At 37.1% G+C, this 23,191-nt stretch carries 31 protein-coding genes; 22 read left to right on the forward strand and 9 right to left on the reverse strand.

What is annotated here, in order from left to right:
- Positions 1-25: 25 nt before the first annotated feature.
- Positions 26-703 carry an HAD family hydrolase gene (locus tag QVB70_RS16870; protein ID WP_287588688.1) on the reverse strand — a complete coding sequence of 226 codons (678 nt, stop codon included), beginning with the start codon at positions 701-703 and terminating at the stop codon, positions 26-28.
- 173 nt (positions 704-876) lie between these two features.
- On the opposite strand from QVB70_RS16870, the gene QVB70_RS16875 reads away from it, so the two are divergent.
- The 4 genes from QVB70_RS16875 to npdG all read left to right on the forward strand — a co-directional run bounded on the left by QVB70_RS16875 (position 877) and on the right by npdG (position 2,953).
- The gene (locus QVB70_RS16875) at positions 877-1,260 is read left to right on the forward strand and encodes a hypothetical protein (protein WP_287588691.1); all 384 of its coding nucleotides are present in this window, start codon (positions 877-879) and stop codon (positions 1,258-1,260) included.
- A 110-nt stretch (positions 1,261-1,370) separates the two neighbouring features.
- Positions 1,371-1,706 carry a hypothetical protein gene (locus QVB70_RS16880; protein WP_287588692.1) on the forward strand — a complete coding sequence of 112 codons (336 nt, stop codon included), beginning with the start codon at positions 1,371-1,373 and terminating at the stop codon, positions 1,704-1,706.
- 128 nt (positions 1,707-1,834) lie between these two features.
- On the forward strand, positions 1,835-2,155 hold the full coding sequence (locus QVB70_RS16885) for a hypothetical protein (RefSeq protein ID WP_287588693.1): 321 nt from the start codon (positions 1,835-1,837) through the stop codon (positions 2,153-2,155).
- Between the two features lie 123 nt (positions 2,156-2,278).
- A complete protein-coding gene (npdG, locus tag QVB70_RS16890) occupies positions 2,279-2,953 on the forward strand; it encodes an NADPH-dependent F420 reductase (RefSeq protein WP_287588696.1) in 675 nt (224 codons plus the stop codon).
- A gap of 10 nt (positions 2,954-2,963) precedes the next feature.
- Here the strand turns inward: npdG and QVB70_RS16895 are convergent, their stop codons facing one another.
- Together QVB70_RS16895 and QVB70_RS16900 are read right to left on the reverse strand one after the other, a co-directional pair.
- Positions 2,964-3,683 carry a hypothetical protein gene (locus QVB70_RS16895; protein WP_287588698.1) on the reverse strand — a complete coding sequence of 240 codons (720 nt, stop codon included), beginning with the start codon at positions 3,681-3,683 and terminating at the stop codon, positions 2,964-2,966.
- A gap of 74 nt (positions 3,684-3,757) precedes the next feature.
- The gene (locus QVB70_RS16900) at positions 3,758-4,486 is read right to left on the reverse strand and encodes a HEAT repeat domain-containing protein (protein WP_287588700.1); all 729 of its coding nucleotides are present in this window, start codon (positions 4,484-4,486) and stop codon (positions 3,758-3,760) included.
- A gap of 516 nt (positions 4,487-5,002) precedes the next feature.
- Here QVB70_RS16900 and QVB70_RS16905 point away from each other — a divergent pair.
- From QVB70_RS16905 to QVB70_RS16960, 12 genes are read left to right on the forward strand one after another with little or no spacing between them, the layout of a single operon-like run.
- Positions 5,003-5,464 (forward strand): 50S ribosomal protein L22, encoded by a 462-nt coding sequence (locus tag QVB70_RS16905; RefSeq protein WP_287588703.1) that lies wholly within the window; start codon positions 5,003-5,005, stop codon positions 5,462-5,464.
- A gap of 51 nt (positions 5,465-5,515) precedes the next feature.
- On the forward strand, positions 5,516-6,214 hold the full coding sequence (locus QVB70_RS16910) for a 30S ribosomal protein S3 (protein ID WP_287588752.1): 699 nt from the start codon (positions 5,516-5,518) through the stop codon (positions 6,212-6,214).
- Positions 6,214-6,423 carry a 50S ribosomal protein L29 gene (gene rpmC / locus QVB70_RS16915; protein ID WP_287588705.1) on the forward strand — a complete coding sequence of 70 codons (210 nt, stop codon included), beginning with the start codon at positions 6,214-6,216 and terminating at the stop codon, positions 6,421-6,423. Before QVB70_RS16910 ends, rpmC begins: the two co-directional genes overlap by 1 nt.
- The gene (gene rnp1 / locus QVB70_RS16920; protein ID WP_287588707.1) at positions 6,420-6,698 is read left to right on the forward strand and encodes a ribonuclease P protein component 1; all 279 of its coding nucleotides are present in this window, start codon (positions 6,420-6,422) and stop codon (positions 6,696-6,698) included. Before rpmC ends, rnp1 begins: the two co-directional genes overlap by 4 nt.
- A 6-nt stretch (positions 6,699-6,704) precedes the next feature.
- Positions 6,705-7,031 carry a 30S ribosomal protein S17 gene (locus tag QVB70_RS16925; RefSeq protein ID WP_287588709.1) on the forward strand — a complete coding sequence of 109 codons (327 nt, stop codon included), beginning with the start codon at positions 6,705-6,707 and terminating at the stop codon, positions 7,029-7,031.
- Between the two features lie 19 nt (positions 7,032-7,050).
- Positions 7,051-7,473, forward strand: a complete 423-nt coding sequence (locus tag QVB70_RS16930) for a 50S ribosomal protein L14 (RefSeq protein ID WP_287588711.1) — start codon at positions 7,051-7,053, stop codon at positions 7,471-7,473.
- 12 nt (positions 7,474-7,485) lie between these two features.
- Entirely contained in the window at positions 7,486-7,875 is a 390-nt protein-coding gene (gene rplX / locus QVB70_RS16935) for a 50S ribosomal protein L24 (protein ID WP_287588713.1), read from the forward strand.
- 14 nt (positions 7,876-7,889) lie between these two features.
- Entirely contained in the window at positions 7,890-8,636 is a 747-nt protein-coding gene (locus QVB70_RS16940) for a 30S ribosomal protein S4e (protein ID WP_287588715.1), read from the forward strand.
- 35 nt (positions 8,637-8,671) lie between these two features.
- On the forward strand, positions 8,672-9,280 hold the full coding sequence (locus QVB70_RS16945; RefSeq protein WP_287588717.1) for a 50S ribosomal protein L5: 609 nt from the start codon (positions 8,672-8,674) through the stop codon (positions 9,278-9,280).
- Between the two features lie 5 nt (positions 9,281-9,285).
- Entirely contained in the window at positions 9,286-9,453 is a 168-nt protein-coding gene (locus tag QVB70_RS16950) for a 30S ribosomal protein S14 (RefSeq protein ID WP_342766584.1), read from the forward strand.
- Between the two features lie 11 nt (positions 9,454-9,464).
- On the forward strand, positions 9,465-9,857 hold the full coding sequence (locus QVB70_RS16955; RefSeq protein ID WP_287588720.1) for a 30S ribosomal protein S8: 393 nt from the start codon (positions 9,465-9,467) through the stop codon (positions 9,855-9,857).
- Positions 9,858-9,900: 43 nt separating this feature from the next.
- On the forward strand, positions 9,901-10,443 hold the full coding sequence (locus tag QVB70_RS16960; protein WP_287588722.1) for a 50S ribosomal protein L6: 543 nt from the start codon (positions 9,901-9,903) through the stop codon (positions 10,441-10,443).
- Between the two features lie 57 nt (positions 10,444-10,500).
- On the opposite strand, the gene QVB70_RS16965 is transcribed toward QVB70_RS16960, so the two are convergent.
- Together QVB70_RS16965 and QVB70_RS16970 are read right to left on the reverse strand one after the other, a co-directional pair.
- The gene (locus QVB70_RS16965) at positions 10,501-11,772 is read right to left on the reverse strand and encodes a transposase (RefSeq protein ID WP_342766582.1); all 1,272 of its coding nucleotides are present in this window, start codon (positions 11,770-11,772) and stop codon (positions 10,501-10,503) included.
- Positions 11,773-12,015: 243 nt separating this feature from the next.
- Positions 12,016-12,423, reverse strand: coding sequence for a 30S ribosomal protein S19 (locus QVB70_RS16970; protein ID WP_287588725.1), 408 nt, complete (start codon positions 12,421-12,423; stop codon positions 12,016-12,018).
- Positions 12,424-12,659: 236 nt separating this feature from the next.
- Here QVB70_RS16970 and glmM point away from each other — a divergent pair, with 236 nt between their 5' ends.
- The 4 genes from glmM (at position 12,660) to QVB70_RS16990 (ending at position 17,465) form a co-directional block, all read left to right on the forward strand.
- Entirely contained in the window at positions 12,660-14,027 is a 1,368-nt protein-coding gene (gene glmM / locus QVB70_RS16975) for a phosphoglucosamine mutase (protein WP_287588727.1), read from the forward strand.
- A gap of 49 nt (positions 14,028-14,076) precedes the next feature.
- A complete protein-coding gene (locus QVB70_RS16980; protein WP_287588729.1) occupies positions 14,077-15,429 on the forward strand; it encodes a signal recognition particle protein Srp54 in 1,353 nt (450 codons plus the stop codon).
- A gap of 86 nt (positions 15,430-15,515) precedes the next feature.
- Positions 15,516-16,856 (forward strand): tRNA pseudouridine(54/55) synthase Pus10, encoded by a 1,341-nt coding sequence (locus QVB70_RS16985; RefSeq protein ID WP_287588732.1) that lies wholly within the window; start codon positions 15,516-15,518, stop codon positions 16,854-16,856.
- Between the two features lie 45 nt (positions 16,857-16,901).
- Positions 16,902-17,465, forward strand: coding sequence for a class II aldolase/adducin family protein (locus tag QVB70_RS16990; RefSeq protein ID WP_287588735.1), 564 nt, complete (start codon positions 16,902-16,904; stop codon positions 17,463-17,465).
- 121 nt (positions 17,466-17,586) lie between these two features.
- Here QVB70_RS16990 and QVB70_RS16995 read toward each other — a convergent pair whose 3' ends face one another.
- Positions 17,587-17,853 carry a UPF0147 family protein gene (locus QVB70_RS16995; RefSeq protein ID WP_287588737.1) on the reverse strand — a complete coding sequence of 89 codons (267 nt, stop codon included), beginning with the start codon at positions 17,851-17,853 and terminating at the stop codon, positions 17,587-17,589.
- 134 nt (positions 17,854-17,987) lie between these two features.
- Between QVB70_RS16995 and QVB70_RS17000 the strand changes: the two genes are divergently transcribed.
- The gene (locus QVB70_RS17000; protein ID WP_287588740.1) at positions 17,988-18,359 is read left to right on the forward strand and encodes an Sjogren's syndrome/scleroderma autoantigen 1 family protein; all 372 of its coding nucleotides are present in this window, start codon (positions 17,988-17,990) and stop codon (positions 18,357-18,359) included.
- Positions 18,360-18,458: 99 nt separating this feature from the next.
- Here the strand turns inward: QVB70_RS17000 and QVB70_RS17005 are convergent, their stop codons facing one another.
- Entirely contained in the window at positions 18,459-18,803 is a 345-nt protein-coding gene (locus QVB70_RS17005; protein WP_287588743.1) for a hypothetical protein, read from the reverse strand.
- 309 nt (positions 18,804-19,112) lie between these two features.
- Between QVB70_RS17005 and QVB70_RS17010 the strand changes: the two genes are divergently transcribed.
- On the forward strand, positions 19,113-20,363 hold the full coding sequence (locus QVB70_RS17010; protein WP_287588745.1) for a glycosyltransferase family 4 protein: 1,251 nt from the start codon (positions 19,113-19,115) through the stop codon (positions 20,361-20,363).
- 91 nt (positions 20,364-20,454) lie between these two features.
- Here QVB70_RS17010 and QVB70_RS17015 read toward each other — a convergent pair whose 3' ends face one another.
- Both QVB70_RS17015 and QVB70_RS17020 read right to left on the reverse strand, forming a co-directional pair.
- Positions 20,455-20,952 carry a hypothetical protein gene (locus tag QVB70_RS17015; protein ID WP_287588747.1) on the reverse strand — a complete coding sequence of 166 codons (498 nt, stop codon included), beginning with the start codon at positions 20,950-20,952 and terminating at the stop codon, positions 20,455-20,457.
- Positions 20,953-21,026: 74 nt separating this feature from the next.
- On the reverse strand, positions 21,027-23,191 hold a 2,165-nt coding region (locus tag QVB70_RS17020), incomplete at its 5' end, for a DNA topoisomerase (protein ID WP_287588749.1).

Below are 23,191 nucleotides of genomic sequence, written 5' to 3' on the forward strand. Positions count from 1 at the left end.
TTCAGTTCTTTTATTCTTATATGGTTTATATCTCTAACACTTTTTGAACTATTTCAGGAATCTCGTCTAGTGAATTAATTAAATAGTCATATTTTTCTTCTTTTAATAATTCCTTTTCATTTCGCGGTGTGAGAACTCCAACTGTGATTGCATTCATTAGATTGCCTGCCTCAATATCAATAGTATGATCTCCAATTACAATGGATTCGTTTCCTTTAACTCCGAGTTTTCCGAGACAGTTGCGTAAATATTTCATTTTTATGCTCTTTTCATAAAAATCACTCACGCTATTTCTTGTAACGACCGCATCAAAGATTTCCAAGAGGTTGTTTGCCTTTGTAAGTAATATTTCAACTATTTTTCTCTGATTGAGCGTAAAAATCCCTAACTTTAGATTCATCTCTTTTAGTGTTTTTAAGACTTCTGAAACGCCTGTGATTACTGCATTATTCTTTGCACCCTCTAACTCATAAAAATCAATGATTTCCTCTGTTTCACGCTCAAGGGTGTCTATATCTTTATTGTTCAATAATTCACGTGCCTTCTTCAATGTAACTCTTATAGGATCTTTAACATCAAATATATCCTCAGAGATGCCCGTCTCTGCAATTTTATTGATAATTCCTCTCCTTAAAGCTATGTAATCCATCTTAAATGGAACAAGAGTTCCGTCAAAGTCAAAAACAGCCGCTTTAATGCGCAAAATTCTCACACTGAGTTTTTTTAATTGAAGTTATCATTTTATATTGCATTTTCTTAAAAGCTTTAAATAATTTGACTTGTCAGATATCTAACTTCAAAGAATTATGTATGTGGTATGTCAGTATATTTGACAAATTAAATACGATTTAAGTTATTTAAGGAGGCTAATTAAAAATGGGGTTAATTAAAGAAAAGGCTAAGAAACAAAAAAATATTGCAGATAAAGAAATGGAAATCGCGAAAAAACGAAAGAATATTGCAAATAAATTAGAAAACATAGGAAAGGAAGAAGATAAAGTTCTAGATTTAGAAAAGGATGTCGCTAATCTTAAGAGAGATCTTGAAAATAAAAATGCTGACGTTCATAAGGCTAAAAATGAGAAAGACAAGGCAAACAAAGAAAAGAAAGCAGCAGAAGCTAAAGAAAAACTAGCGAAGAAAGAAAAAGAAGTGGCACAAATAAAAGAACAATTTGAAAAAAGAAAGTTAGAAGTTACGGACCTTGAGAAAAAAATCAATGAATTAGAGCGTAAGATTATAGAGATCAAAGGGCAGTAATCAATACTAATACTTTCTTGGTCATTTTTCTTCCTTTTTCAAAGGATTATCTAACGAGAAATTAGTTAATCTATTATTTCTTTCATATTTTCCTCTATTTTGGTGAAAAAATGTCTTTGGATGAGTTTCTAACAAAAAAAAAGAAGGGTTCTAAAGAGCCTCCCTTAAAGGATGAACCCCTCGAACCCCTCCCTGATCCAATTACAGAAAGTGAACCATTTAACACTAGTACGTCTGAAGATTTATGGTCTATCTTGGTAGAGGCAGTCAAAGGTGACGTTGTTTTGTTCCCTAATTTGAAGGCTTATGTTCAAGGTCAAATCCTGCCACGTGAACCCGATATTTCTCCTAAGGAATTAGCATCACGATTGAATATTTCAATTGGTACTGCAATGGTTTTGCTTTCTGAAATAAAGTCTAATTCTATATCCAACGATCAAAGATAATTTAAAGCTTTAAGATGCTTTGTTTTTTCCTAAAACACCTTGAGATAACTTATTAACAAGAAAATAGATCTCTCTATTTTTCGTGCATTTTTATTAGTTTAATATATCCAAATTTCGTGGTGCTTAAATTGCCTATCAAGCATCAAATTATGATACTGATGGACACTCAGAGCAAAGTCAATGAAAGAAAAGAAGATATACAAACAAAAATCGCACTTCTTGAAGCATGGATAAAAGCAGAAGAACAAATCGTCGAGAAATTGGTAGAAATTGCTCATTTCATCCTGGGAGAACTTGATGGGATTTATAGTCAGAAAGAGATTTTACCCTTTAATGTAAACAATCGAGAACTTCTTTTTGAACTTATCGGCAAATATATGAGTATGTGTGCTAATATGTCAGAAAAACTGACGGCAATTCAAATCGGAAATACTATTTTGGACACCTGATTTATTTTGTACTGTTCAATCTTTTCCTTTGTTAACTTAGTTATAATTGCCTCTTTTTTCAAAATTAAATAATAGAACTTGGAATAACTATCTTCTCAAAAATAAAAAGAGTATTAGATGTGAATGAAAATAGGTGTAATAGGCGGTACAGGAAGTCATGGTGGAGGATTAGCTCTTAGGTGGGCTATTGCAGGAGAAAATGTTGCAATCGGTTCTCGTTCATTAGATAAAGCGATAAAAGCAGTCAATAAGTATCAAGATATTGTGAAAGTTAGTAGTGGCAAAGCAATAAAACTAGAAGGGCGCGAAAATCCTGATGCTGCAAAGGATTGTGATGTTGTAGTTCTTTCTGTTCCTTATACTAGCCAAGTTCAAATGCTCCATGAAATTCAACCTTTTATGAATCCAGAAACCATTCTCATAGATGTGTCAGTTCCTCTTGAATGGAAAAATGGTCAACCTACACCAGTAGCAATCCCTGAAGGATCATGTGCAGAACGCGCTGCTAGTGTCTTAAAAGATAGTGATATCATTGTGATAGGCGCTTTTAAGACAATTGGTGCATATAGTCTCCGCGACGTTCTTATTGATTTAAAGGGTGATGTTTTTCTTTGCGGTGAAGACGAAGATGCCAAAGAAACAGTTGCGCAATTGGTAAAAAAAATCAAAAAATTGAGACCCCTAGATGCTGGACCCTTAAGCAGTTCAAGAGCATCTGAGTTGATGGTTCCGCTGCTTATTAATTTGAACAAACGCTACAAATCTAAGCAAGCTTACATAAAAGTACTTAATATTTAGGATCAATTAATTATAAGGTTCCTCGTAAAGTGTTTACGATTTCCATTATCTCCTTAGCTTCATCTTCTGAGGTAATTCCAACAGCTACAGCATCAATATTTTGTTGGAAAAGGAATTCTAATGCATCTTGAGGCGCAATCTCGCCTGCGGCTAATGGTTTCATCGCGATAATTTTTGTATTTGAGCTATTTTCGTTTATGACTTTTAATAAGTCTTTGAGATCATTAACAAACTTACCCATTGCGTTTAAAGGTGTCATAAGATATTCAAGATCCAAACCACTTTGAAGCAATTTTGGCAGCGTTTCGTTTGGGCTATGTGTTGCTGCGCCTGGGATTGCAAATTCTCGTACTTGTTTAACAAATTTTACTAAGGTTTCATAATCATTTGACATGAGAGCTTTATCAGTGATTGCTCCATGAGCGAGTACAACTTCCGCTTTCATGTCTGCAAGATTCCACAGACTTTCTTGTATTTCTCTCGGTGGCACACTTGCAATTATAGGAATATGTTGTCCCGTATTCTCTCGTGCGACATAAAGGGCATCTAATATCCTAGGATATGCCACAGCTTGGATCCCATCAAATTTTAGCTCAATGGCCGTCATAAACATCTTTATCATGTTTTCAGGCTTGTTCCAAAACGTTTCATAGTAAACTCTTGAGCGGCTTCCGAACTGTCCTGCTCCCATAAAAGGGCTTGTACCCATGTAAACCTCTATTTTTTTCAAAAAAGCTCCTCCTCATAGAAAATTAAATTGAAGAAAAATCTTTCGGGTTCTAGTGCATAGAGCATTTTGATATCCTATTCACTATTTCGATTGTTACAATCATTTTTTGAAATTAATTCTTCCTTTGAAAATTGATGCTTTTTTGCTATCTCTTCTAATGCAAGTTCAGCTTCTTGACGAACATCGGGGCTTTTGTCCTTTTTTAATGCTTCAACTAACGGTTTTATTGCCCGTGTATCACCAATCTCTCCAAGCGCCCAAGCAGTCCAGTCTCTAATATTTGACTCCTTTTCTTTTTTTTCATCAATCAATGAAATTAGTGGAAGTACGGCAGCTTTAGCATCTTTTATTGCTCCTAAAGCTCTGACTGCCGCCCAACGGACTCTTCCATTATTTGAGTTCAGATTCTGCAGTAAATAGGGTACTGCTGTTACGATCTTCATCTTTCCAAGCGCTAATGACGCTTCGCTTCTTATTTGCGGATCTTTATCACTAAGAAGTGGAATCAAAAAAGGAATCGCTTTTTGTTCCCCTATTTTTCCTAAAGACTCAACTAAGGCTTCTCTAACATAAGAATTTGTCTCATCCTTTAATGTTCTAATTAAGAATGGAAAGGCTCTTTTATCTTGCATTTCGCCCAGTATTTCAGCTATTTTGTATCTTACATACCACGAATCATGTTGAAGTGCATCAGTCAATTGACCAATAGCATTCTTCCCTATAGCAATCAGCTCTTTAATAATCTCCATATTGTCTTTGGTGCTTATGCCATTAATTAATTCCTTTATTCTGCTGCTGGACATTTTTTCCACGATGTTGCACTCTAAAACAAAACATCTTGAGTGTTATAGTATTTCCTTCTTGAATAGTCTAGTCAGAGTTTTAATCCATGAATAATTTTTTAATCATTTGATTTCCTTTTGATGAATGATTTCTTAAATTTCATTAAAGAATGAATTTGAAAAACTATACAATTCTAATTGATTTCATGACATTAAGAAGCTATGTACTGTAGTGTTAGTCCTGGTATTCACACAAAATTAATTCTAATTATGTTACTTACGATATTGGATCATACTCATTCGTTAGAAGAGCTATGAAAAAAAATCCCTCGTCTAAAAGAAACTTTTATAAATATTTCAAAAAATAGGAAGAGGTACTAATAGAAGGATTATTCAGATTACGCAAAAATCATAAAGAAGGATTATTCAGATTACGCAAAAATCATAAAGAAGGATTATTCAGATTACGCAAAAATCATAAAGAAGGATTATACTGATACGTTCTTCTTCCTTAATACTTGTTGGAAGGAAAGAATTATGCCAAATTACAAATATTCAATTTATGGTCTGGATCCAGATAGAACTGCTAAAGCAAGCGGCAGAGACTTAAGAATTTCACCGAAGCATGCAAGAGAGATTTGCGATGCTTTAAAAGATATGGATCTCGACAAGGCGAAGGAATTCCTCGAAGATGTAATTGATATGAAGAAAATGGTGCCATTGAAGCGTCATAAAAGAAAAAAGCCGCATCATAAAGGCCTAAATAAGTGGTATGCGGGTGCGTATCCTGTAAAAGCAGCCGATGCTATTTTGACTATCCTTGATAATGCAGAAGCAAATGCGGAGTATAAAGGGCTTGATATTGACAGATGTAGGCTTATTCATATTGTGGCGCATCGAGCAATGAAGATTAAGAACTATATTTCTCGCGCCTTTGGAAAATCGTCACCATATTTTAATACGTTAACACATATTGAGGTTATAGTTGAAGAACAGTAAATGTGAGTTTAGACTGTAAAAAATCCTAATGATAAACCTGGGGGGAAAAAAATCCCAACGAAGAATCATTTCATCGAAAAAGGCATATTACAAAATGATATTGACGAATATTTCAGATCCAAACTCGCACGTGCGGGTTATAGTAACTTGGAGATATTCAAAACACCACTTGGTACTCGTGTTATTATTAATGCTGAACGTCCTGGTATGATAATTGGTCGCCGAGGTCGAAGCGTTAAAGAACTTACGATTGACCTTGAACAGCGGTTTAACCTCGAAAACCCTCAGATTGAAGTAAATCAAATTGACGTACCTGAGTTAGATGCAAAAGTTATGGTCCAGAGAATTGCTAGCGGGTTAGCTAGAGGTATACATTTTAGACGTGCAGGATATAGCGTCTTAAGACTAGTAATGAAAGCAGGAGCCAGAGGCGTAGAAATTACCATCAAGGGAAAGATTACAAGCCAACGTGCTCGAACAGAAAAATTTCGAGAAGGTTTTGTTGCAAAATGCGGCGAGCCTGCCTTACTATATGTAGATCAAGCAACAACCCATGTGCCACGAAAAAGCGGTGTCCTTGGTGTCACCGTAAAGATTATGCTCCCTCAGGGAGTACTTCCTGACGAAGTAGAATTTATTCCTGGAACCAAACCTGATGAAAAAGAAATCGTTGAAAGCCCGATTGATGAACTGATCGAAGAAGAACCAGAGAATAAAGAATCTGACAGTGATGAAGAGGTGTCCGATTAATGGCGATATTACGTTCTAAAGAAATTAGAACAATGGAACCTTCTGCTAGACTAAAAAAATTGATGGAACTCAGAGCAGAATATATGGAAAATAAGGCAAAGATAGCAACTGGAGGGGCCTTAGAGAGCCCTGGACGAGTAAAAGCATTAAGAAGAACTATTGCCCGACTAGTTACCATCATTCGTGAAGAAGAAGCGAAATCAAAATGACATTAAACCGTAATGCAAAGATCCTGTTAAGTCGTGAATTCATTGGTTTGAGAATAAAGGTTATGAAATCCACTCATAGTGAGCTATGTGGTATATTCGGTACGATTATTGATGAAACTAAGAATACGTTAGTAATTTACAATAAAGGAAAACCCAAAATCGTTCCAAAAAAGTATTCTACATTTCATTGCATTTTACCTGATGAGAAAATCATTGAAATCGAGGGAAAACTGTTAGTTGGACGTCCTGAAGATCGTATAAAGAAAAAACGGTGAGATTGAATGATAAGAAATATTGGGCTAGATGTGGATCCCCCAAAAAGTATATGTGAGGATCATCATTGTCCTTTTCATGGGATCAACCCAGTGCGTATTCGAGGAAGGATATTTTCTGGGGTTATTGAAAATGATAAAATGGATAACACTGTCATTGTTCGACAAGATTATCTGAAATATAGTCGAAAGTTCAACCGATATGAGCGTGCAACTTCGCATATTCCCGCACATAATCCACCTTGTATAGATGCAAAAAAGGGTGACAGAGTAAGAATAGCAGAATGCCGACCCATCAGTAAAACAGTATCTTTTGTCGTTGTTGAAAAACTATAGAAATTGGAGGAATAACTCAATGTCAAAAAGAGGACGTGCATCTGGTAGTGCCTATAAAGTAGGTGTTACTAAAGGTTTACCTTTAGGTGCTGTCTTAAAATGCGCAGATAATTCTGGCGCAAAAGTTCTGAAAATTATTGCAGTTCTAAGATATGGAGGAAGGCTACGTCGTCTTGCATCAGCCGCTGTTGGGGATATGGTGGTTGTTTCAGTAAAGAAAGGAACGCCACAGATGCGCAGACAGGTTATTAACGCTGTTATAGTACGACAAAAAAAGCCTTATAGACGATTTGATGGCACTTGGATTTACTTTGAAGAAAATGCTGCTGTTATTACTACACCTACAGGCGAACCCCGTGGAAGCGATATAAGAGGCCCTGTTGCGAAAGAGGCTGCTGAACGGTGGCCAAGAATCGCTAGCACTGCGAGGATGATTATTTAGGAGGATTTCTTAATGCGAGTAAAATCAAAACAACCAAGAAAGCAACGTAAAGCGTTATTTAAAGCACATCTTCACCAAAGACAAAAACTTGTTTCCGTTCATTTATCACCTGAATTACGAGAAGAACTGGGTTTACGCTCACTTACTGTAAGAAAAGGCGATTTAGTCGTCATTAAGCGTGGAGGACTACGTGATGTCGAAGGAAAAGTCACTGATGTCAATTTGAAGAAAATTCAGGTTTTCGTTGATGGTGCAACAAGAGACAAAGCGGATGGTACTACAATCAATATACCTTTTCATCCCTCAAATTTGATGATTATTAAATTAAATTTAAAAGACAAGCGACGAAAAGCAATTCTCGAAAGAAAGGCAATTGGAAAGGAAGAACTGTTTGAAGAATAGAGGTGAACATTAAAATGGCGAGAATGGGAAGTAAAAAACACTTAAAGAGGCTAGCTTCGCCGCGTTTATGGCAGATCCACAGAAAAGAGGCAAAGTGGGCACCAAGAACAAGACCAGGCCCACATCCACTAAATAAATCAATACCACTTCAAATTATTATCCGTGATATGCTAGGTTATGCAAAGACTTATCGAGAGACGAAAAAAATACTAGCAGAAGGCAATGTTCTCATTGATGGAGTAGTGCGTGCAGACGAACGTTTTCCTGTTGGACTAATGGATGTTATTGAGATTAGAAAGATAGACAAATTCTATAGAGTTCTTCCACACCCCTCAAAGGAACTTATCCTTCACGAAATAGGAGGAGAAGAAGTCACCTTTAAATTATGTCAATTAATAAACAAGGTCACCGTTAAGAAAGGTAATATTCAATTGAATTTTCACGATGGAAGAAATATTCTGGTGAAAGTTCAAGATCCTACCAATCCTGTAGAAGATACGTATAAATCAAGAGACGTATTACAGCTCGTTCTCCCAAATCAAGAAACCATCAATCATTTTAAATTTGAAGAAGATGTCCTCGCGATTATTATAGGTGGCAAGAACGCGGGATTAGTAGGACGTATTAATGAAATTGAAAAAAGAATTGGTCATCATGCAAGCGTCGTCACGCTTGAAAATGCTCAAGGGGAATTAATTAGAACTGCTCTTGAATATACTTTCCCTATCGGGACAGATGAACCAATAATTTCCTTGCCATAGTAAAACATAATCTAAAAATTCTAACGTGAACGCTTATGTCAAGTATTTCAGATGAAGAAAAAGTGTCAAGTATTTCAGCTGAAGAAAAAGAGAGATTACTTAACGATTGGAAAGAATATCCTATGCGTAGCCCAAAAATTGCAAAAGTCGTTGTGAATATGGGTGTAGGAAGATCTGGAGAGTTATTGGAACGTGCTAGAAACGTTCTTGAAAGTTTGACAGATCAAATTCCAATAAATCTTATTGCAAAACAGACTATTCGTGATTTTGGAATTCGAAAAAATGAACCAATATCGTGTAAAGTGACCTTAAGAGGAGAAAAGGCAAGATCATTCTTAGAAAAAGCAATTGTTGCTGTTGATAATCAATTACTACTCAATTCCTTTGACAAATTTGGCAATTTCTCTTTTGGAATTAAAGAGCATATTGATATTCCGGGAACACAGTATGATCCGGATTTAGGAATTTTTGGGATGGATGTATGCGTAGCTTTAGAGCGACCTGGGTATAGGATTGCTCGACGTCGTCGACAGCGTTATTCTGTTCCTATGAGGCATAGGCTTACAAAAGAAGAAGTGAGACTTTTCATGGAAGAAGAGTTTGGTGTTGAGATTGTTAAAGAACGTAGAATGAAATTCTTTTAATGTGAATATTAGAGGTGAAATGTTTGCCTGAACGTGCAAAATTTGGAAAGGGAAGCCGAAGATGTAGACGGTGTGGAACTCATAGAGGTTTGATCAGATCTCATGGCATAAATATTTGTCGCCGTTGTTTCCGGGAAGTGGCTGATAAACTTGGTTTCAAGAAATTTGGGTAAAGGAGATTAAAATGACTCTTATGGATACTTTAGCAAATGCAATGTCTAATGTTTATAATCATGAACTTGTTGGTAAGAAAGAAGTAATAGTTAAACCAGCGTCTAGAGTAATTGCAGCCACCTTACGCGTACTTCAAAAAGCGGGTTACGTTGGTGAATTTGAGTTTATCGACGATGGACGCGCAGGGATATTTCGAGTGCAATTATTAGGACGAATTAATAAATGTGGTGTTGTAAAGCCACGTTATCCTGTTAAGTTTAGAGATTTTGAAAGATGGGAAAAACGATATCTTCCAGCTAGAGGCTTTGGCTTGCTCGTAGTGTCAACACCCGAAGGTGTTATGTCTCATACAGATGCAAAACATCAAAAAACCGGTGGACGGCTGTTAGCTTACGTATATTAGATCTTACATGAAGGATTTTGACTTAAACTTTAGGTGAATTACGATGGTGAAACAAGCTCTCGTTGAAGAAATGATTGAGATTCCAAGGGATGTAAGTGTGGATTTAAATGAATCTACTATAATAGTCAAGGGTCCAAAGGGAGAACTGAAAAGAGATTTTAGCCATGCTCACGTTTCAATTATAAAAGAAAATAATGTGATTAAGACCCAAAACTACTTTCCTAGAAAAAAAGAAAGGGCACTTGTAGGTACTATTGCTTCCCATATACGAAATATGCTCAAAGGCGTGACAGATGGGTTTATTTACAAAATGAAAATTGTGTACTCACATTTCCCGATTTCAGTAGAAGTTAGGGGTAAAGAAGTTCGTATCAAAAATTTTACCGGTGAACGTTCTCATAGAAGAGCCCGTATTATTGGACACACTTCTGTACTCATGGAAGGCAAAGATACATTGCTCATTGAGGGTATTAATATAGAAGAAGTTGCTCAAACCGCTGCAAATATACAACAATCGACTAAAATTAGAAAAAAGGACATTCGTGTGTTTATGGATGGCATTTACGTCTCAGAGAAAATTAAGTGAGATTGATTGACTTTTTCCAAAAACTCAAAGTCTTGTTTTGCTGATTTGTGAACTACCTCACGCTAAAGCAGTGAGGCTTCCTGTTTCTGCGACCATACTTGCCTCAACGTAGGCTATCTGATTCAGATACTCCAACGTTAAGGTAGAGGTATTAGTCTCCACAGGCGTGACTTCGGTAGGTCCCCTACCTAGTAACCTATGACCTTCGTGTTCTAACACACAACTACTATTATAATCACGATCTATCACCAGACCGCAATGATGACACACATAGGTGCGTTCGGCTAAACTCATAGTGCGCTGATGACCGCAACGCGAACAAGTCTTTGTGGAGGGGAAGAAACGGTCAATTTCCACCGGTGTATGCACCTTTGTTTCAAGCATGCGAATGATTCCACCGAGGCTGGTTGATAGCATTCTGTTACCCCATAGGCGTTGCCAGGCGCGTAAATTCTCAGTTTGATAACATACCATTTGGAAATTAATGGCAAGGAAATGAACCAGTTTATTACGAATGTCTCGTTTTATATTGGTAGTTTTGGCATATGCTTTGAGCAACTTATAGAGCGTTTTCCACCAATTCTTACTGCGATACTGTTTACGACTTAATTGCTTACACAACTGCTTTATACGGCGTGTAACTGGCACCTTGTAGCGTATACGCACACCGTTCGACAGCGATAACTGATGCTTTACCCCAAAATCAATGCCAATTGATTGGGTTGGCATTACCATCGCCGGTCTGTGTTCTCGCGGCGTATAGGTAGTTATGGATACGTAATAATCGCCATGCTGGTGCAGTAGGGTAGCATTGGCACATTCACAATTGGACGGTAGTTGTTCCAAGCCGTTGACACGCAGTTTTTGCGGTATCCTTTGAATGTGCAAGTATTTCCTGTTGATAAGCTTGTAGGTATTGCCGTATTGCTTGAGCGGGATGGAATTCACATATGACTTAAACTTCAACCTCCCCACTTTACGACCCTTCGCTTTCGCACGCGCTAAGCTATGGATATTCTGTTGGGTGCGCGTGATGATGCTCTGACGCATGTGTGACGATAACTGCCCTAATTGGCGCATCTCAAACTGATCTTTAACCTTCACTGACACGGCTGTGATTTTATCATCGATAGAGAACACGTTAGGGTGGCTAACACAATAATTATACAGCCATTTAGCTTCTAAGAATAAGCGCTTCAAGCGAATTAACGAATCTTTGTTTAAGTGCGAATGGTCTAGCTTCACGGTATACACCCGACACTTCATGTGTTTACGCCGCTCCTTAGTGTCCTTCAAGGTATTTTTGATCTGTTCGTTCTTTGTTAACATGGTATGAGTGCTCCGCACAACTTACAATAACTCGTTAATAATGTACAACACAATTGCTCACTCTGTGTACTCCATCCCTGTTTATAAACTCAGCAAAAAGTAGCACAAAGTTAAAAAATGTAAAATCCTGACACCATTCATCCCCAGGCTCAAGCAATGGGGCTTTCTTGTGTTATCTTATGTAAGCTTGCTGTTTGAGACAATCTCAAATTCACATTTTAAAAGATAAATTATCTTGCTTATTTATTTGAGCGGTACAAATTGAGAACTCTTAGTAGCTCCAACACCAGGATTACCATGATTTACCCTTTTACATGTCGGGGCGAGTTCACCCAAATACTTACCAATCATTTCTGGTCTTATTGTGACCTCTATGAAAGTTATTCCATTGTATATGCCGATTGTGAAACCGACGAGTTCAGGTAAGACAACCATGTCCCTATTGTGTGTTCGAATAATTACCTTCTTTCCTTTTTTGACCGCGCGCCTTGCTTTCCTAATATTTTCTAATAACTTTTTTTGTCGTGGTGGTAGACCGCGTAATAAAGATCTCCGCTGTCGTGCTGGTAATAGTTTAATGATGTCATCCATAGACATTTTTTGTAACTCATCAAGAGTGTGGCCGCGATATGTGAAAACCTTCTTGGACATCAGAAATCACCTTTTTCTTGCACTACAAAGGATGTTCAGCTCCTTTTAAGAATGTTTTGATGAAGTAGTGGATTTATTTTGTTTCTTACATCTGAGATGGAATAATATAAAATGAGGTGGTAATCTCTTTGAAAACCATCAAGCAATTTAAGGGTTCTATGATAGCTTTTATAATATGTTTAAGAGTCTAAACTGAAATATCAATAAAAAAATCTACGAGGCTTAAAGTGGTAAAAATGGTAAGAACACAGAAACAACTCTTTGGTACAAACGGCATACGCGGTGTTGCAAATAAAGAAATTACTGCTGAATTTTGTGTTAATATGGGTAGTGCCATTGCAACCCATTTCGGGAGAGGAACCCTGATTGTGGGGTGCGATGGGCGTACAAGTAATCAAATGCTGAAATCAGCTGTCATCTCAGGTATCGTTTCCGCAGGTCTCGGCGTGCTTGATATCGGCTTATGCCCAACGCCTGCACTCCAGTATGTGATACCTCTCTACGGTGTTAGAGGGGGCGTAATGATAACAGCGTCACATAATCCACCTGAATACAATGGCATCAAGGTTATGGATAGAGATGGGGTTGAAATCTCTAGTGAAGAGGAATTAGCTATTGAGACAATTTATTTTGAAAAAAGACAACATCTGGCAGAATGGAATATGATTGGAACCATCCAAACGGAGTCAAAGACATGTGATGTATACAAAGAAGCAATAAAGACACATGTGACGGGCAAAGATGAGATTCTAAGGACAAACTTGAAAGTAGTCGTCGACCCGGCAAACGCTGTTGGTGCATTAGTGACCCCGTATGTACTTAGGGAACTTGGCTGTAGTGTAATAACTATTAATGGCCACATTGACGGTAGTTTTCCAGGAAGAACCCCAGAGCCCACTCCAAAGACACTTAAAGACCTTTCAAAAATCGTAGTCAACGTAGGTGCAGATTTCGGTGTAGCGCACGATGGAGACGCTGATCGTGCGATATTTGTGGATGAAATAGGAATAGTACAACCAGGAGATCGTACTTTTGCACTTATCGAAAAACATGTCCTGTCAAATAATCCGAAAAACAAAGTAGTAACGCCCGTTGCTTCTTCTTCAATGATTCAAGAGATTGCAAAGGAAAGTGATTGTGAAATTGTATGGACAAAAGTCGGATCGGTAGGTGTCTCAAGAGCAATTTTAGGGGAAAATGCGATATTAGGTGGCGAGGAAAATGGTGGTGTATTTTTCAGTGAATTTCAACCCGTGCGTGATGGGGCAATGACTGCTGCATTGATTGCGGAGATTGTTTCTAAATCGAAAAAAAGTCTATCTACTTTATTGGGCGAATTACCGCAGTATTTTAATGTAAAACTAAAGATTTCGTGCCCGAACGAAAAGAAAGCGCAAGTAATTGAAACAATTTTAGAAAACACGAAAGAGTACGATTCGATTACAATTGATGGTACGAAGATTCTTACGGATGATGGTTGGGTTCTTATTCGTCCCAGTGGTACTGAACCGATTTTTCGAAGTTTTGCTGAGGCAAAAACACAAGAACGCGCAACAGAATTAGCTGAATGGGGTATTTCGCTCGTAAAAGATGCGCAAAATTGATGGAAAAAACATTAATGATTGATGACAAAAATAGTATGAGGTAATTGTTTTGGTACTTGAAAAACTTAGTGGCGCTTTGAATGGTGCGCTACGCAAATTACTACGTATGCCTACCGTTGACGCAAAAGCGATTAAGGAACTTGTAAAAGACTTGCAACGAGCCCTGTTACAAGCTGACGTAAAGGTTGATCTTGTTTTTGAACTTTCAAAGAACATTGAACGACGAGCGTTATCAAAGGAACTTCCTCCAGGTATCACTAGAAGAGAACATGTTATAAAGACCGTTTATGATGAACTTGTAACAATTCTTGGTGAAAAAACTGAAGTTATTCGTATAAAACCTGGTCAAACTTCCATTATAATGTTGATTGGGATTCAAGGCAGCGGAAAGACGACGTCTTGTGGTAAATTAGCCTATTTTTATAAAAAGAAAGGATTCAAGACTGCACTCGTATGTGGTGATACCTATCGGCCTGCGGCGTTTAATCAACTCTCACAACTTGCTGCATCCATAAATGTACCGATTTTCGGAGATACTTCGGAAAAGGACGCAATAAAGGTTGTAAAAAAAGGGGTTGAGCAATTTACAAATGAAAAACATGAAGTAATTATTGTAGATACCGCCGGACGCCACAAAGATGAAACATCACTTATAGAGGAAATGAAAGGCATAGAACGTTCCATTCATCCACAAGAGATCATTTTGGTAATAGATGGAACTCTTGGTCAACAAGCGTATACTCAGGCTGAGGCTTTTAATGATGCTACAGATATTGGGGCGATCCTTGTAACAAAACTTGATGGAAGTGCTCGTGGAGGCGGTGCTTTATCTGCAGTTGCTGCTACAGGAGCTCCAATAAAATTTATCGGTATTGGTGAAAAAATAGAAGATTTGGAGAGATTTAATAGCCCTAGATTCGTTGGCAGATTACTTGGAATGGGTGATCTATCATCCCTTATTGAAAAATTGAGAGACGCAGAAGTCACCCCTTCTAAAAAAGAAGCCAAAGTATTTCTTTCAGGTAAATTCACCCTGTTAGAGTTCAGAGAGCAGATCAAGAAAATGAAAAAAATGGGTCCTCTATCAAAGATATTCAGTTTTCTTCCAGGTGTATCTAATATTCCTGATGAAATGAAATCAATGTCTGAAGAAAAAATCAAGCGATGGGAACATATTCTTGATAGTATGCGCAGTGAAGAATTAATAAACCCTAAACTTTTGAAACGTTCTCGTGTTGTTCGTGTAGCAAGGGGTTCTGGAACAGATATAAAAGATGTAAGAGAATTACTTCAACAATATAACATGCTCAGAAAACTTATGAAAGGCATGAGAGGACGAAGGCGAATGAAAGGACTTCCTATGATGCCCGGTGGGCTTCCTGATATGCCCATGGACCTATAGTTCACAATCATTATATCGTCTTTTTCCTTCCACCGTAGAAGTAGCGGGTTTCCTTGAGTTGTTTTTACGGAATTAATGTGATTTCTATGAATGAAAACCACCTTGACAATAAGATTTGCAGTAAGGCAATTGAACTTCTTAAATCTCATAAATATTTATGCGACAGTTGTCTTGGTCGGCAATTTGCGGCTTATGGTAGTGGTTTGGCTAATAAAGAACGAGGATTTGCAATTAAAACTCTACTAACTATGAATGCGCATCGCCTTGAAGATTTGGAATTATTGAAAGTCCTTGCCATTCATGGTAAATGTGAAAGTGCTATTAAAACACTATTAATTTTTGGAATAGACACGCAACCCCATGATTCAAAGTGCTCTTTATGTGAAGGAATATTTGATGATTTGCCAAAATATGCAAATGAAATTATTGAAAAAATCAAAGATGTTGATTTTGATACCTTTCTTGTCGGCTCAAAAATTTCGCCGTTACTATTAGAGCGTGAGGATGAACTTCGAGCAAATTATCGTATTGAATCGGGTGAAGCGTGCAAGTCTGAATTAAATAGAGAACTCGGAAAATATATTCACAAATTTACTGAAAAGAATGTAAGTTTTCAGAATCCAGATGTGGTTATTCTTCTGGATACTATAAATAACGAATTATCGATATCTGTGAATCCGCTTTTCATCTATGGACGTTACCGGAAATTAATTCGAGGAATCCCACAAAGTACGTGGATCTGTTCATCATGTCAAGGAAAAGGATGTAGTGAATGTAATGGGACGGGGAAACGATATTCTGAATCAATAGAGGAACTAATCTCCAATCCCACATTAGAATTAACCAAGGGCAAAGATGGTATTCTTCACGCCTCAGGACGCGAAGATATAGACGCAAAGATGCTTGGAAATGGAAGACCCTTTGTGCTTGAAATTAAAGAGCCTAAAATACGCAACATTTCGCTAGATAAACTTCAAGAGGCAATTAACAACTATGCTCAGGGAAAAGTAGAAGTATTAGATCTAAGGAAGATCACTCGAGAGATAATTAGACAAATCAAGGCGCGCTCTAAATTCACAGAAAAAACTTATAGATTGCTTGTAAAGGTTTCTCGCAAAATAGAAGTTGTTGATGTAAATAGAATTGAGCAAGCATTTCAATCTATCACCATCGATCAGCGGACACCTCAACGAGTTCTGCACAGGCGTGTAGACAAGATTCGTCAGAAAAGAGTATTTAGTTTTAAGATTAATCAAGTCCTTGATGATAATATTATGGAAGTTATTGTTCACTGTGAAGGAGGCCTCTATGTCAAAGAATTGTTAACAGGAGATGAAGGATTTACTAAACCAAGTGTTAGCGAATTACTTAATTCAGACATTGAAGTATTAGAAATTGACGTTATCAAGGTTCATTCTAACTTATAATATTTGATTTTTGGTCAAATCTCTCAATTGAGGTTGTCTTTAGACATGTCAAAAGCACTTAAATGCGAATTTGTTGAAATCTGTAAACTTCTTTATTTAAGAGGTCTTGCTAAGGCTTGGGGAGGAAATGTAAGCGTTCGGAATGGAAAAAATCACATAATCATTATCCCGAAGGGGACATCATTATTTGATATCTCTTTAGATGATCTTGTTGTAACAACTCTTGACGGATTAGTGGTAGAGGGGGGTCAGCCTTCATCAGAATTACCTATGCATAGTGCAATTTATCATGCAAGATCTGATATAGGGGCTATCATTCATATTCATTCTCTTTATTCGACTCTTTATTCAATTCTTAAAAAACCAATTGAATTATTTACCGCTGAGAGCAAAATCCTCATTGGAGCACTTCAATTTGTTGAATATGCTGAACCTGGTTCGCAGAAACTTGCTGGTCTCGTAGTTAATCGCTTTAAAGATCATAGTGCTTGCATTCTTGCTCGCTATGGAATTGTTGTTGGTGGAAGTTCTTTAAAAAACGCCTATTATCTCGCTGAATTGATAGAGGAGGCTGCGAAACTTAATTTTTTGAAAAAATTAGTTTGTTAGCTAAAAATTAACATAAACGGTTCTTTTAAGATTTTAAATGACAAAATACCTTTGCCTAATGCAAAATTTTCTAAATACAAAAAAACTAGATTGAAAAGAAAAAATGAGAAATTTGATTGATTTAATCAGAGATCGTCTCTAAGATACTAACGGCATTCCATATTCGCGTCCTAGCATGGAGGGGACAATTTGGATCCTGAGAAATTTCATCTAGAATTGAAATCGCATTAGAAGCTTTTACCGCAGCGCTGTCTACCTTATCTGTTTCTATTGCATCGATACTCTCATTGGCAGCTCTTCGAATATTTCTGGGGACACTGGTATCCTCTGATATCATCTTAAGGACTTGGAGGACTTGCTTTAATTTTTCCTGTGTTTCTTCGCTCATTTGTTTCGCCACCTCAGCAAAAGAACTAATAGTAAACTATTCATATTCCTTAATCATACAGCAGTAAGAGAGGTTTTTAAAACTTTTTCACTATACATTAGTTGTTAAAGGAATCTGAACTGCAGGCGAGACTGTTGAAAGAATCTGATACAAAAAAAGAAGAGGCTGGCATTCAAAAAGCAGTTGAATTGATGAGGAAGGGCGCGACGATGCTAAATGAGGCGTGCCCAGAGTGTTCTGGTCCTCTATTTCAGTTGCCAGAGTCCCGCGATATCATCTGCCCCCAGTGTGAGAAAAAGGTGTTAATAGTTTCCGATGAAGCAGAAGTTCAAGAATTAGAGAAAGAATCTCTTTTGACGGAATTAGATCAAGCTATTTGTATACAAATTGAAAATGTGATGAGGAGATTAAAAGAAGAAATTGATGCCGACGAACTTATGACAATAGGACGTCTAACCATTTTATGGCTTGAAATCCTCGAAAAAACTAAACGTATACGCTCTTGAAAGGATTTATTTTATCCTCTCCAGTTTATGATTTTACATAGTTTGCTTGCCCTGTTCAGTGAAATCTTGATTTTTTAATGACATTTGAATACTTGGTGACTAAATATTGGCAATATATGCTTTTATTTCTTCTAAAATCTTTTTTCTTAGGCTCATAACCTCGCGCACTTCAATTTCGCGAGCCTCTTTAATAATTGTCTTTAGTTGAACAATATTTCCTACTGCTTGGATGTTTTCGATACCTACTGGAAATTCTACTTCAAGACCTTTAACAACAATTTCTGCCTTAATTTGAGGAAGCTGTGATAAACTCAATCTTACACTGCGGATTATTCCGATCCTTCTTGCTCCAGCATCAACAACTTCTTTACCTAATATCTTTCCTGGCACGATGAGTTCGTATAGCTCAATTTCGGTGAGTTTTTTTCCTTCAGGGTGTTCCAATTTCGTTCTAGCCCTCCTTGTCTTATTCTTACTACACTTAATAATTGGTGAATTTTTCCTTTTTTTAATTATGTATCATTAATGAAAGTTGTAGATTAGCATTTGTTTGTTATCTTGAGATTTCAATTAAAAACTACATCACACACTTCTCTATACTTTTTTTAACTTAGTCTTTTCTTCTCCTACACTATGTTTGGGTTAAACTCATTAATGAAACATTATTGAAATTTAATCTTGTAGAAACAAAATTGAATATCCTTCGTATAGAACATTTATCCATTTGCTTATAGCGGTTTCTGGTGCGAATTCATGACTTATAAAGCAGTTATAATCACCCCATCGTTTCCTAGATACCTTAACGATCCAGTTTCTCCATTTCTTTTTGAATTGTTTACTCGGGTTGCAAAACTTGGCTTTGAGATTCACGTCGTTTCACCTCAGGATTATATGATACCAGGTATTGGACCAATATTAGACGAAGAAATCTTAGGGGGTATCCACGTACATCGTTTCACGTATATGCGTCCACCATGGCTTCAAACTTTGACTTACCGAGATAGAATGCCCGCTAATCTCGAAGAATCAGCATTTGCAAAAATGCTTACGCCTTTTTACTTGCTAAATGCTGCACGGAAGACTATAGAAATTTGCAAGAACTATAATGCCGATATAATCTGTCCTTTCTGGGCGCTCCCACAAGGCCTCATAGGAATCTTGGTTAAACGCATTTTTAACCGACCACTGATAGTTGGGACGTTTCCTGTTGAAATTGCTCTTTCTCAATCTAAGTATCAGTTTATGATGCCTGCCCTTGATTTAGTCTTCAAAATGGCTGATGTAATTATACCTAATTCAAATTTCACAAAAAAAGAAATTGAACGTATGGGCGTTAACCCCAATAAATTGAAAATGGTTTACCCAGGCGTAGATCCTAAAAAATTCAATCCAAATTTAGATGGTTCCCTTGTTAGGGAAAAATATAATTGTAATGGCGATCCAATTCTTCTTACTGTTTGTAGATTGGTTGAGCGGAAAGGGATAAGATATCTAATAGATGCATTACCCTCAATAAGAAAAGAGTTTCCGAATGTGCAACTTTTAATCGCAGGAGATGGTCCTGAAACAAATATTTTGATGAGCCAAGCAAAAAGACTAGGAGTTATGGATAGCACAGTATTCTGTAGAATGGTGCCTGATGATGACCTTCCATACTTCTATGCGATTGCTGATGTTTTTATTTTGCCCGCGATTATAGACTCAAAGGGAGATACCGAAGGGCTGGGTGTGGTAATGCTTGAAGCCATGGCTAGCGGAGTCCCAGTAATTGCCTCAAGAGTGGGAGGAATCCCGGAAGCATTAAACTACGGAAAAGCTGGAATTCTCATCGAACAAAAGAACCCTAAACAAATTAAAGAGGCGGTGATCTCTCTCTTACACAATGATGACTTAAGAATGTCCTTGAGCAAAAAAGGCAGAGAATGGATACTTAAAACTTTTAGTTGGGACAGTCTTGCCAAACAAATAACTGAAATTTTCCGCTATTCCCTTACTCGTTACTAATTGATTTCAAACTATTTAACTCCTTAGAAGCCTTAATTTTTTTAAATCGGCTTTAGCTTTCGAAGGAAAAAACATGAAGAAATGCCAAGCATTATTTATGAAGAAAAATTTTTATTTTGCGCAAAAGCACTTCATTCCACACACTTTGAAAGTGCTTCAAAAACTTCCATGTCTTTTCTAATTCTCCGTTAAGTCGTGATTTTTGCGCTGCTTCCAGAAGTTGATGCATGAAAAATAAACTATGATAAGGGGATTCGTCTGTATGAAAAAAGAGTGAAGTCGATTCCACAGGTTTGATTGGGGGGGCTATAGTAATCCTTGTCCGCCATGTTGAGGCTAAGAATAAACTTAGTATTGCGATATATAAAACCCAAATCAGCGAATTATTGCGGACATTAACTATAAATACTCCTAGAATAGCATAAACTAAAGTAAGAAGTGCCATTAGACTGACTGCGAATAGAGATACAACAGTTCTTCGATATCTTCTTGAATTGTGGATGAGATCCTTGAGGAATAACAAATCATAGACTAAAACAGATAAAAAGAGTATATAGTCGTAACCAATCTTTTTAACAATTCTTTTCATTAGGATCGTTATCCAAAATCTACTTTATGAACAATCTGTATTCTTCTAGAAATACACTGATTCTCAATTTTCCACTAACTTGTCTTTTTTTTAGTTGTTGCTTTTGGAAAATCAATATAATCGCATTCTTTATTGGGGCATTTCCAGTACCGGTTCTTTTGTTTTGAAAGTTTGCTGATAAGAGGGAATCCGCATTTCGGACAAGCAGTTTTTAAAGGGTTATCGCCAGGATATAGTGAGATGGTTAGTTTACATTCGGGATAATTAGAGCAACCAAGAAACCTTCCAAATTTCCCTGTTCTTTCAATTAACTCTCCTTTGCCACAAGCAGGACACTTTACAACACCGCTTTCATGTTTTCGCGCCTCTTTTTGATCAATTTCTTCAGTGCATTCCTTGTTCGAACACTTATAGTAACGTTTTTTATTTTTTGAGAGTTTTGAGATAATAGGCCATCCACATGTACAGACCTTTTTCAGAGGTCGATCACCAGGATATAATGTAATCGTAGTTTTACATTCGGGATAATTAGAGCAACCTAAAAATTTGCCGTATTTTCCTCTTCTTTCGACTAATTCTCCTTCCTTACAAACAGGACACTTTTTACGTGATTTTTCATCAACAACCTTCCCCTTGCAATCCTCAACCTCGCAGTTGAAGCACGGACCACGCTGTTTTTTTCCTTCTTCTGTTTCAATTTCCTCAATCCAGCAAATTGGACAGAGATTGTACTGTACTCCTTTTGGTGAGGTCATCGTTATAATTGGTTTATCACATAAAGGACATATGAATTTTGCGGCTCTGGGTATCCCTGCGGGAAGTGGGTATGATGTTTTACATTCTTTCTTATCTAGATTAGTACATCGTAAGTAATATCCTTTTTTTCCTTTGAAAATCTCAATTGGGTGGCCGCAGTTTAGGCAATTAAATAATTCAACTTTTGGAGTACTTTTCTTCCTTTCGGTCTGTATGGCCTCTGCTAGGGCGTTTATTAAAGTTTCTTCTTTTGCGACAACTTCTTTGAAGAGTTTTTTCATGCGTTTCGACGAATCTTTGACAACAGTTTCTTTTTTTTGCTCTCCTGTCGCAACAAGATTCGTTTGGTTCTCGATATAGGCTCTGAGTTCTGGTTTAACAAGCATCTCATCAATATTTCCTAATCCGGTGATTAAAGCTATACCCAGCAAAGTTGGTTGAATCGTTCGTCCTTTTCCAGAGATTTTAAAATAGTTTCGCAGTTTATTTGTTTTAATGTGCTGTGGGATTGTAGCATCTGTCCCGATACCATTTTTATCCATTAATTTGATTAATTCAGTTTCTGTGATCCGACGTGGAGGTTTAGTTTCTCCTTTTTTCATTTCTAGGTTGGCGATATTTACTTCATCGCCTTTTTTAAGGACTGGTAGTAACCTTTCAGTAATTTTTCGAAATGGATATATTTCTAAAAAACCGAGCTGCTTCAGTTGCTTTCCAGTTAGATTAAACATTTCTTGACCGATTTGAATGGTTATTTTCATTTCTGAATATACTGCGGGCATGCTCATGGTGGCAAAAAAATGTCTTGAAATCATGTCATAGACTGACCATACAGCATTTTTGTCAAATTTTTTGACCTCAGGCAATTTTTCCAATTCGCTTTTTTCAATACTTTTTGTAGGATGAATTGGTGGATGTGCTTTATCATCTCGCTTTCCGCGTGTAGCTCGTATGCGTTTTTGTAGTAACTTTGAGACATAGTCACCCCATTCTGGATGGTCAGCATGTTGCTCTAGCAATCTTTTAAGGCTAAAGGTTCGTGGATAGATTTCTGTTTCTGTTCTTGGATAACTTATAATTCCTGCATTATACAAGCGCTCTGCAATTTCCATGGCGCGTTCAGATGCAATTTGTAGATGTTTTGCCGCCATACTAACAAATTGAACCGTGTTTAAGGGCTTTGGTGGATATGCTTTCTTTTCTTCGGTAATTACATCTTCCACTCTGCCCTTTGTTTCTTTTTTCAATCCATCAAAAATTTTCTTACATTCTTTTTTATCGAATAGGCGATCTTTCTCCCATTTGAGATCATAAAGTTGTTTTTCAATCTCAATTTGAGCAAAAATAAACCAGAATGGTTCTGGAACAAACTCTTCCCGTTCCAAATGTCTTCCAACTACAAAAGAAAGTGCAGCAGTTTGACATGGACCGAAACTTACTATTTTAGGCGCAGACACTGGATTGACTTTACGCACCCCCATTG

Source organism: Candidatus Borrarchaeum sp., from assembly GCF_019058535.1.
Taxonomy (GTDB): Archaea; Asgardarchaeota; Sifarchaeia; order Borrarchaeales; family Borrarchaeaceae; genus Borrarchaeum; species Borrarchaeum weybense.

Bases quoted from the DNA above. Each gene is read 5' to 3' on its own strand.
- rnp1 (WP_287588707.1), top strand. From the start codon at position 6,420: ATGACATTAAACCGTAATGCAAAGATCCTGTTAAGTCGTGAATTCATT.
- npdG (WP_287588696.1), top strand. From the start codon at position 2,279: ATGAAAATAGGTGTAATAGGCGGTACAGGAAGTCATGGTGGAGGATTA.
- QVB70_RS16955 (WP_287588720.1), top strand. From the start codon at position 9,465: ATGACTCTTATGGATACTTTAGCAAATGCAATGTCTAATGTTTATAAT.
- glmM (WP_287588727.1), top strand. From the start codon at position 12,660: ATGGTAAGAACACAGAAACAACTCTTTGGTACAAACGGCATACGCGGT.
- rpmC (WP_287588705.1), top strand. From the start codon at position 6,214: ATGGCGATATTACGTTCTAAAGAAATTAGAACAATGGAACCTTCTGCT.
- QVB70_RS16965 (WP_342766582.1), bottom strand. From the start codon at position 11,772: ATGTTAACAAAGAACGAACAGATCAAAAATACCTTGAAGGACACTAAG.
- QVB70_RS16970 (WP_287588725.1), bottom strand. From the start codon at position 12,423: ATGTCCAAGAAGGTTTTCACATATCGCGGCCACACTCTTGATGAGTTA.
- QVB70_RS17010 (WP_287588745.1), top strand. From the start codon at position 19,113: ATGACTTATAAAGCAGTTATAATCACCCCATCGTTTCCTAGATACCTT.
- QVB70_RS16930 (WP_287588711.1), top strand. From the start codon at position 7,051: ATGTCAAAAAGAGGACGTGCATCTGGTAGTGCCTATAAAGTAGGTGTT.
- QVB70_RS17015 (WP_287588747.1), bottom strand. From the start codon at position 20,952: ATGAAAAGAATTGTTAAAAAGATTGGTTACGACTATATACTCTTTTTA.
- QVB70_RS16875 (WP_287588691.1), top strand. From the start codon at position 877: ATGGGGTTAATTAAAGAAAAGGCTAAGAAACAAAAAAATATTGCAGAT.
- QVB70_RS16905 (WP_287588703.1), top strand. From the start codon at position 5,003: ATGCCAAATTACAAATATTCAATTTATGGTCTGGATCCAGATAGAACT.
- rplX (WP_287588713.1), top strand. From the start codon at position 7,486: ATGCGAGTAAAATCAAAACAACCAAGAAAGCAACGTAAAGCGTTATTT.
- QVB70_RS16945 (WP_287588717.1), top strand. From the start codon at position 8,672: ATGTCAAGTATTTCAGATGAAGAAAAAGTGTCAAGTATTTCAGCTGAA.
- QVB70_RS16900 (WP_287588700.1), bottom strand. From the start codon at position 4,486: ATGTCCAGCAGCAGAATAAAGGAATTAATTAATGGCATAAGCACCAAA.
- QVB70_RS16880 (WP_287588692.1), top strand. From the start codon at position 1,371: ATGTCTTTGGATGAGTTTCTAACAAAAAAAAAGAAGGGTTCTAAAGAG.
- QVB70_RS16925 (WP_287588709.1), top strand. From the start codon at position 6,705: ATGATAAGAAATATTGGGCTAGATGTGGATCCCCCAAAAAGTATATGT.
- QVB70_RS16995 (WP_287588737.1), bottom strand. From the start codon at position 17,853: ATGAGCGAAGAAACACAGGAAAAATTAAAGCAAGTCCTCCAAGTCCTT.
- QVB70_RS16990 (WP_287588735.1), top strand. From the start codon at position 16,902: ATGTCAAAAGCACTTAAATGCGAATTTGTTGAAATCTGTAAACTTCTT.
- QVB70_RS16985 (WP_287588732.1), top strand. From the start codon at position 15,516: ATGAATGAAAACCACCTTGACAATAAGATTTGCAGTAAGGCAATTGAA.
- QVB70_RS16940 (WP_287588715.1), top strand. From the start codon at position 7,890: ATGGCGAGAATGGGAAGTAAAAAACACTTAAAGAGGCTAGCTTCGCCG.
- QVB70_RS16960 (WP_287588722.1), top strand. From the start codon at position 9,901: ATGGTGAAACAAGCTCTCGTTGAAGAAATGATTGAGATTCCAAGGGAT.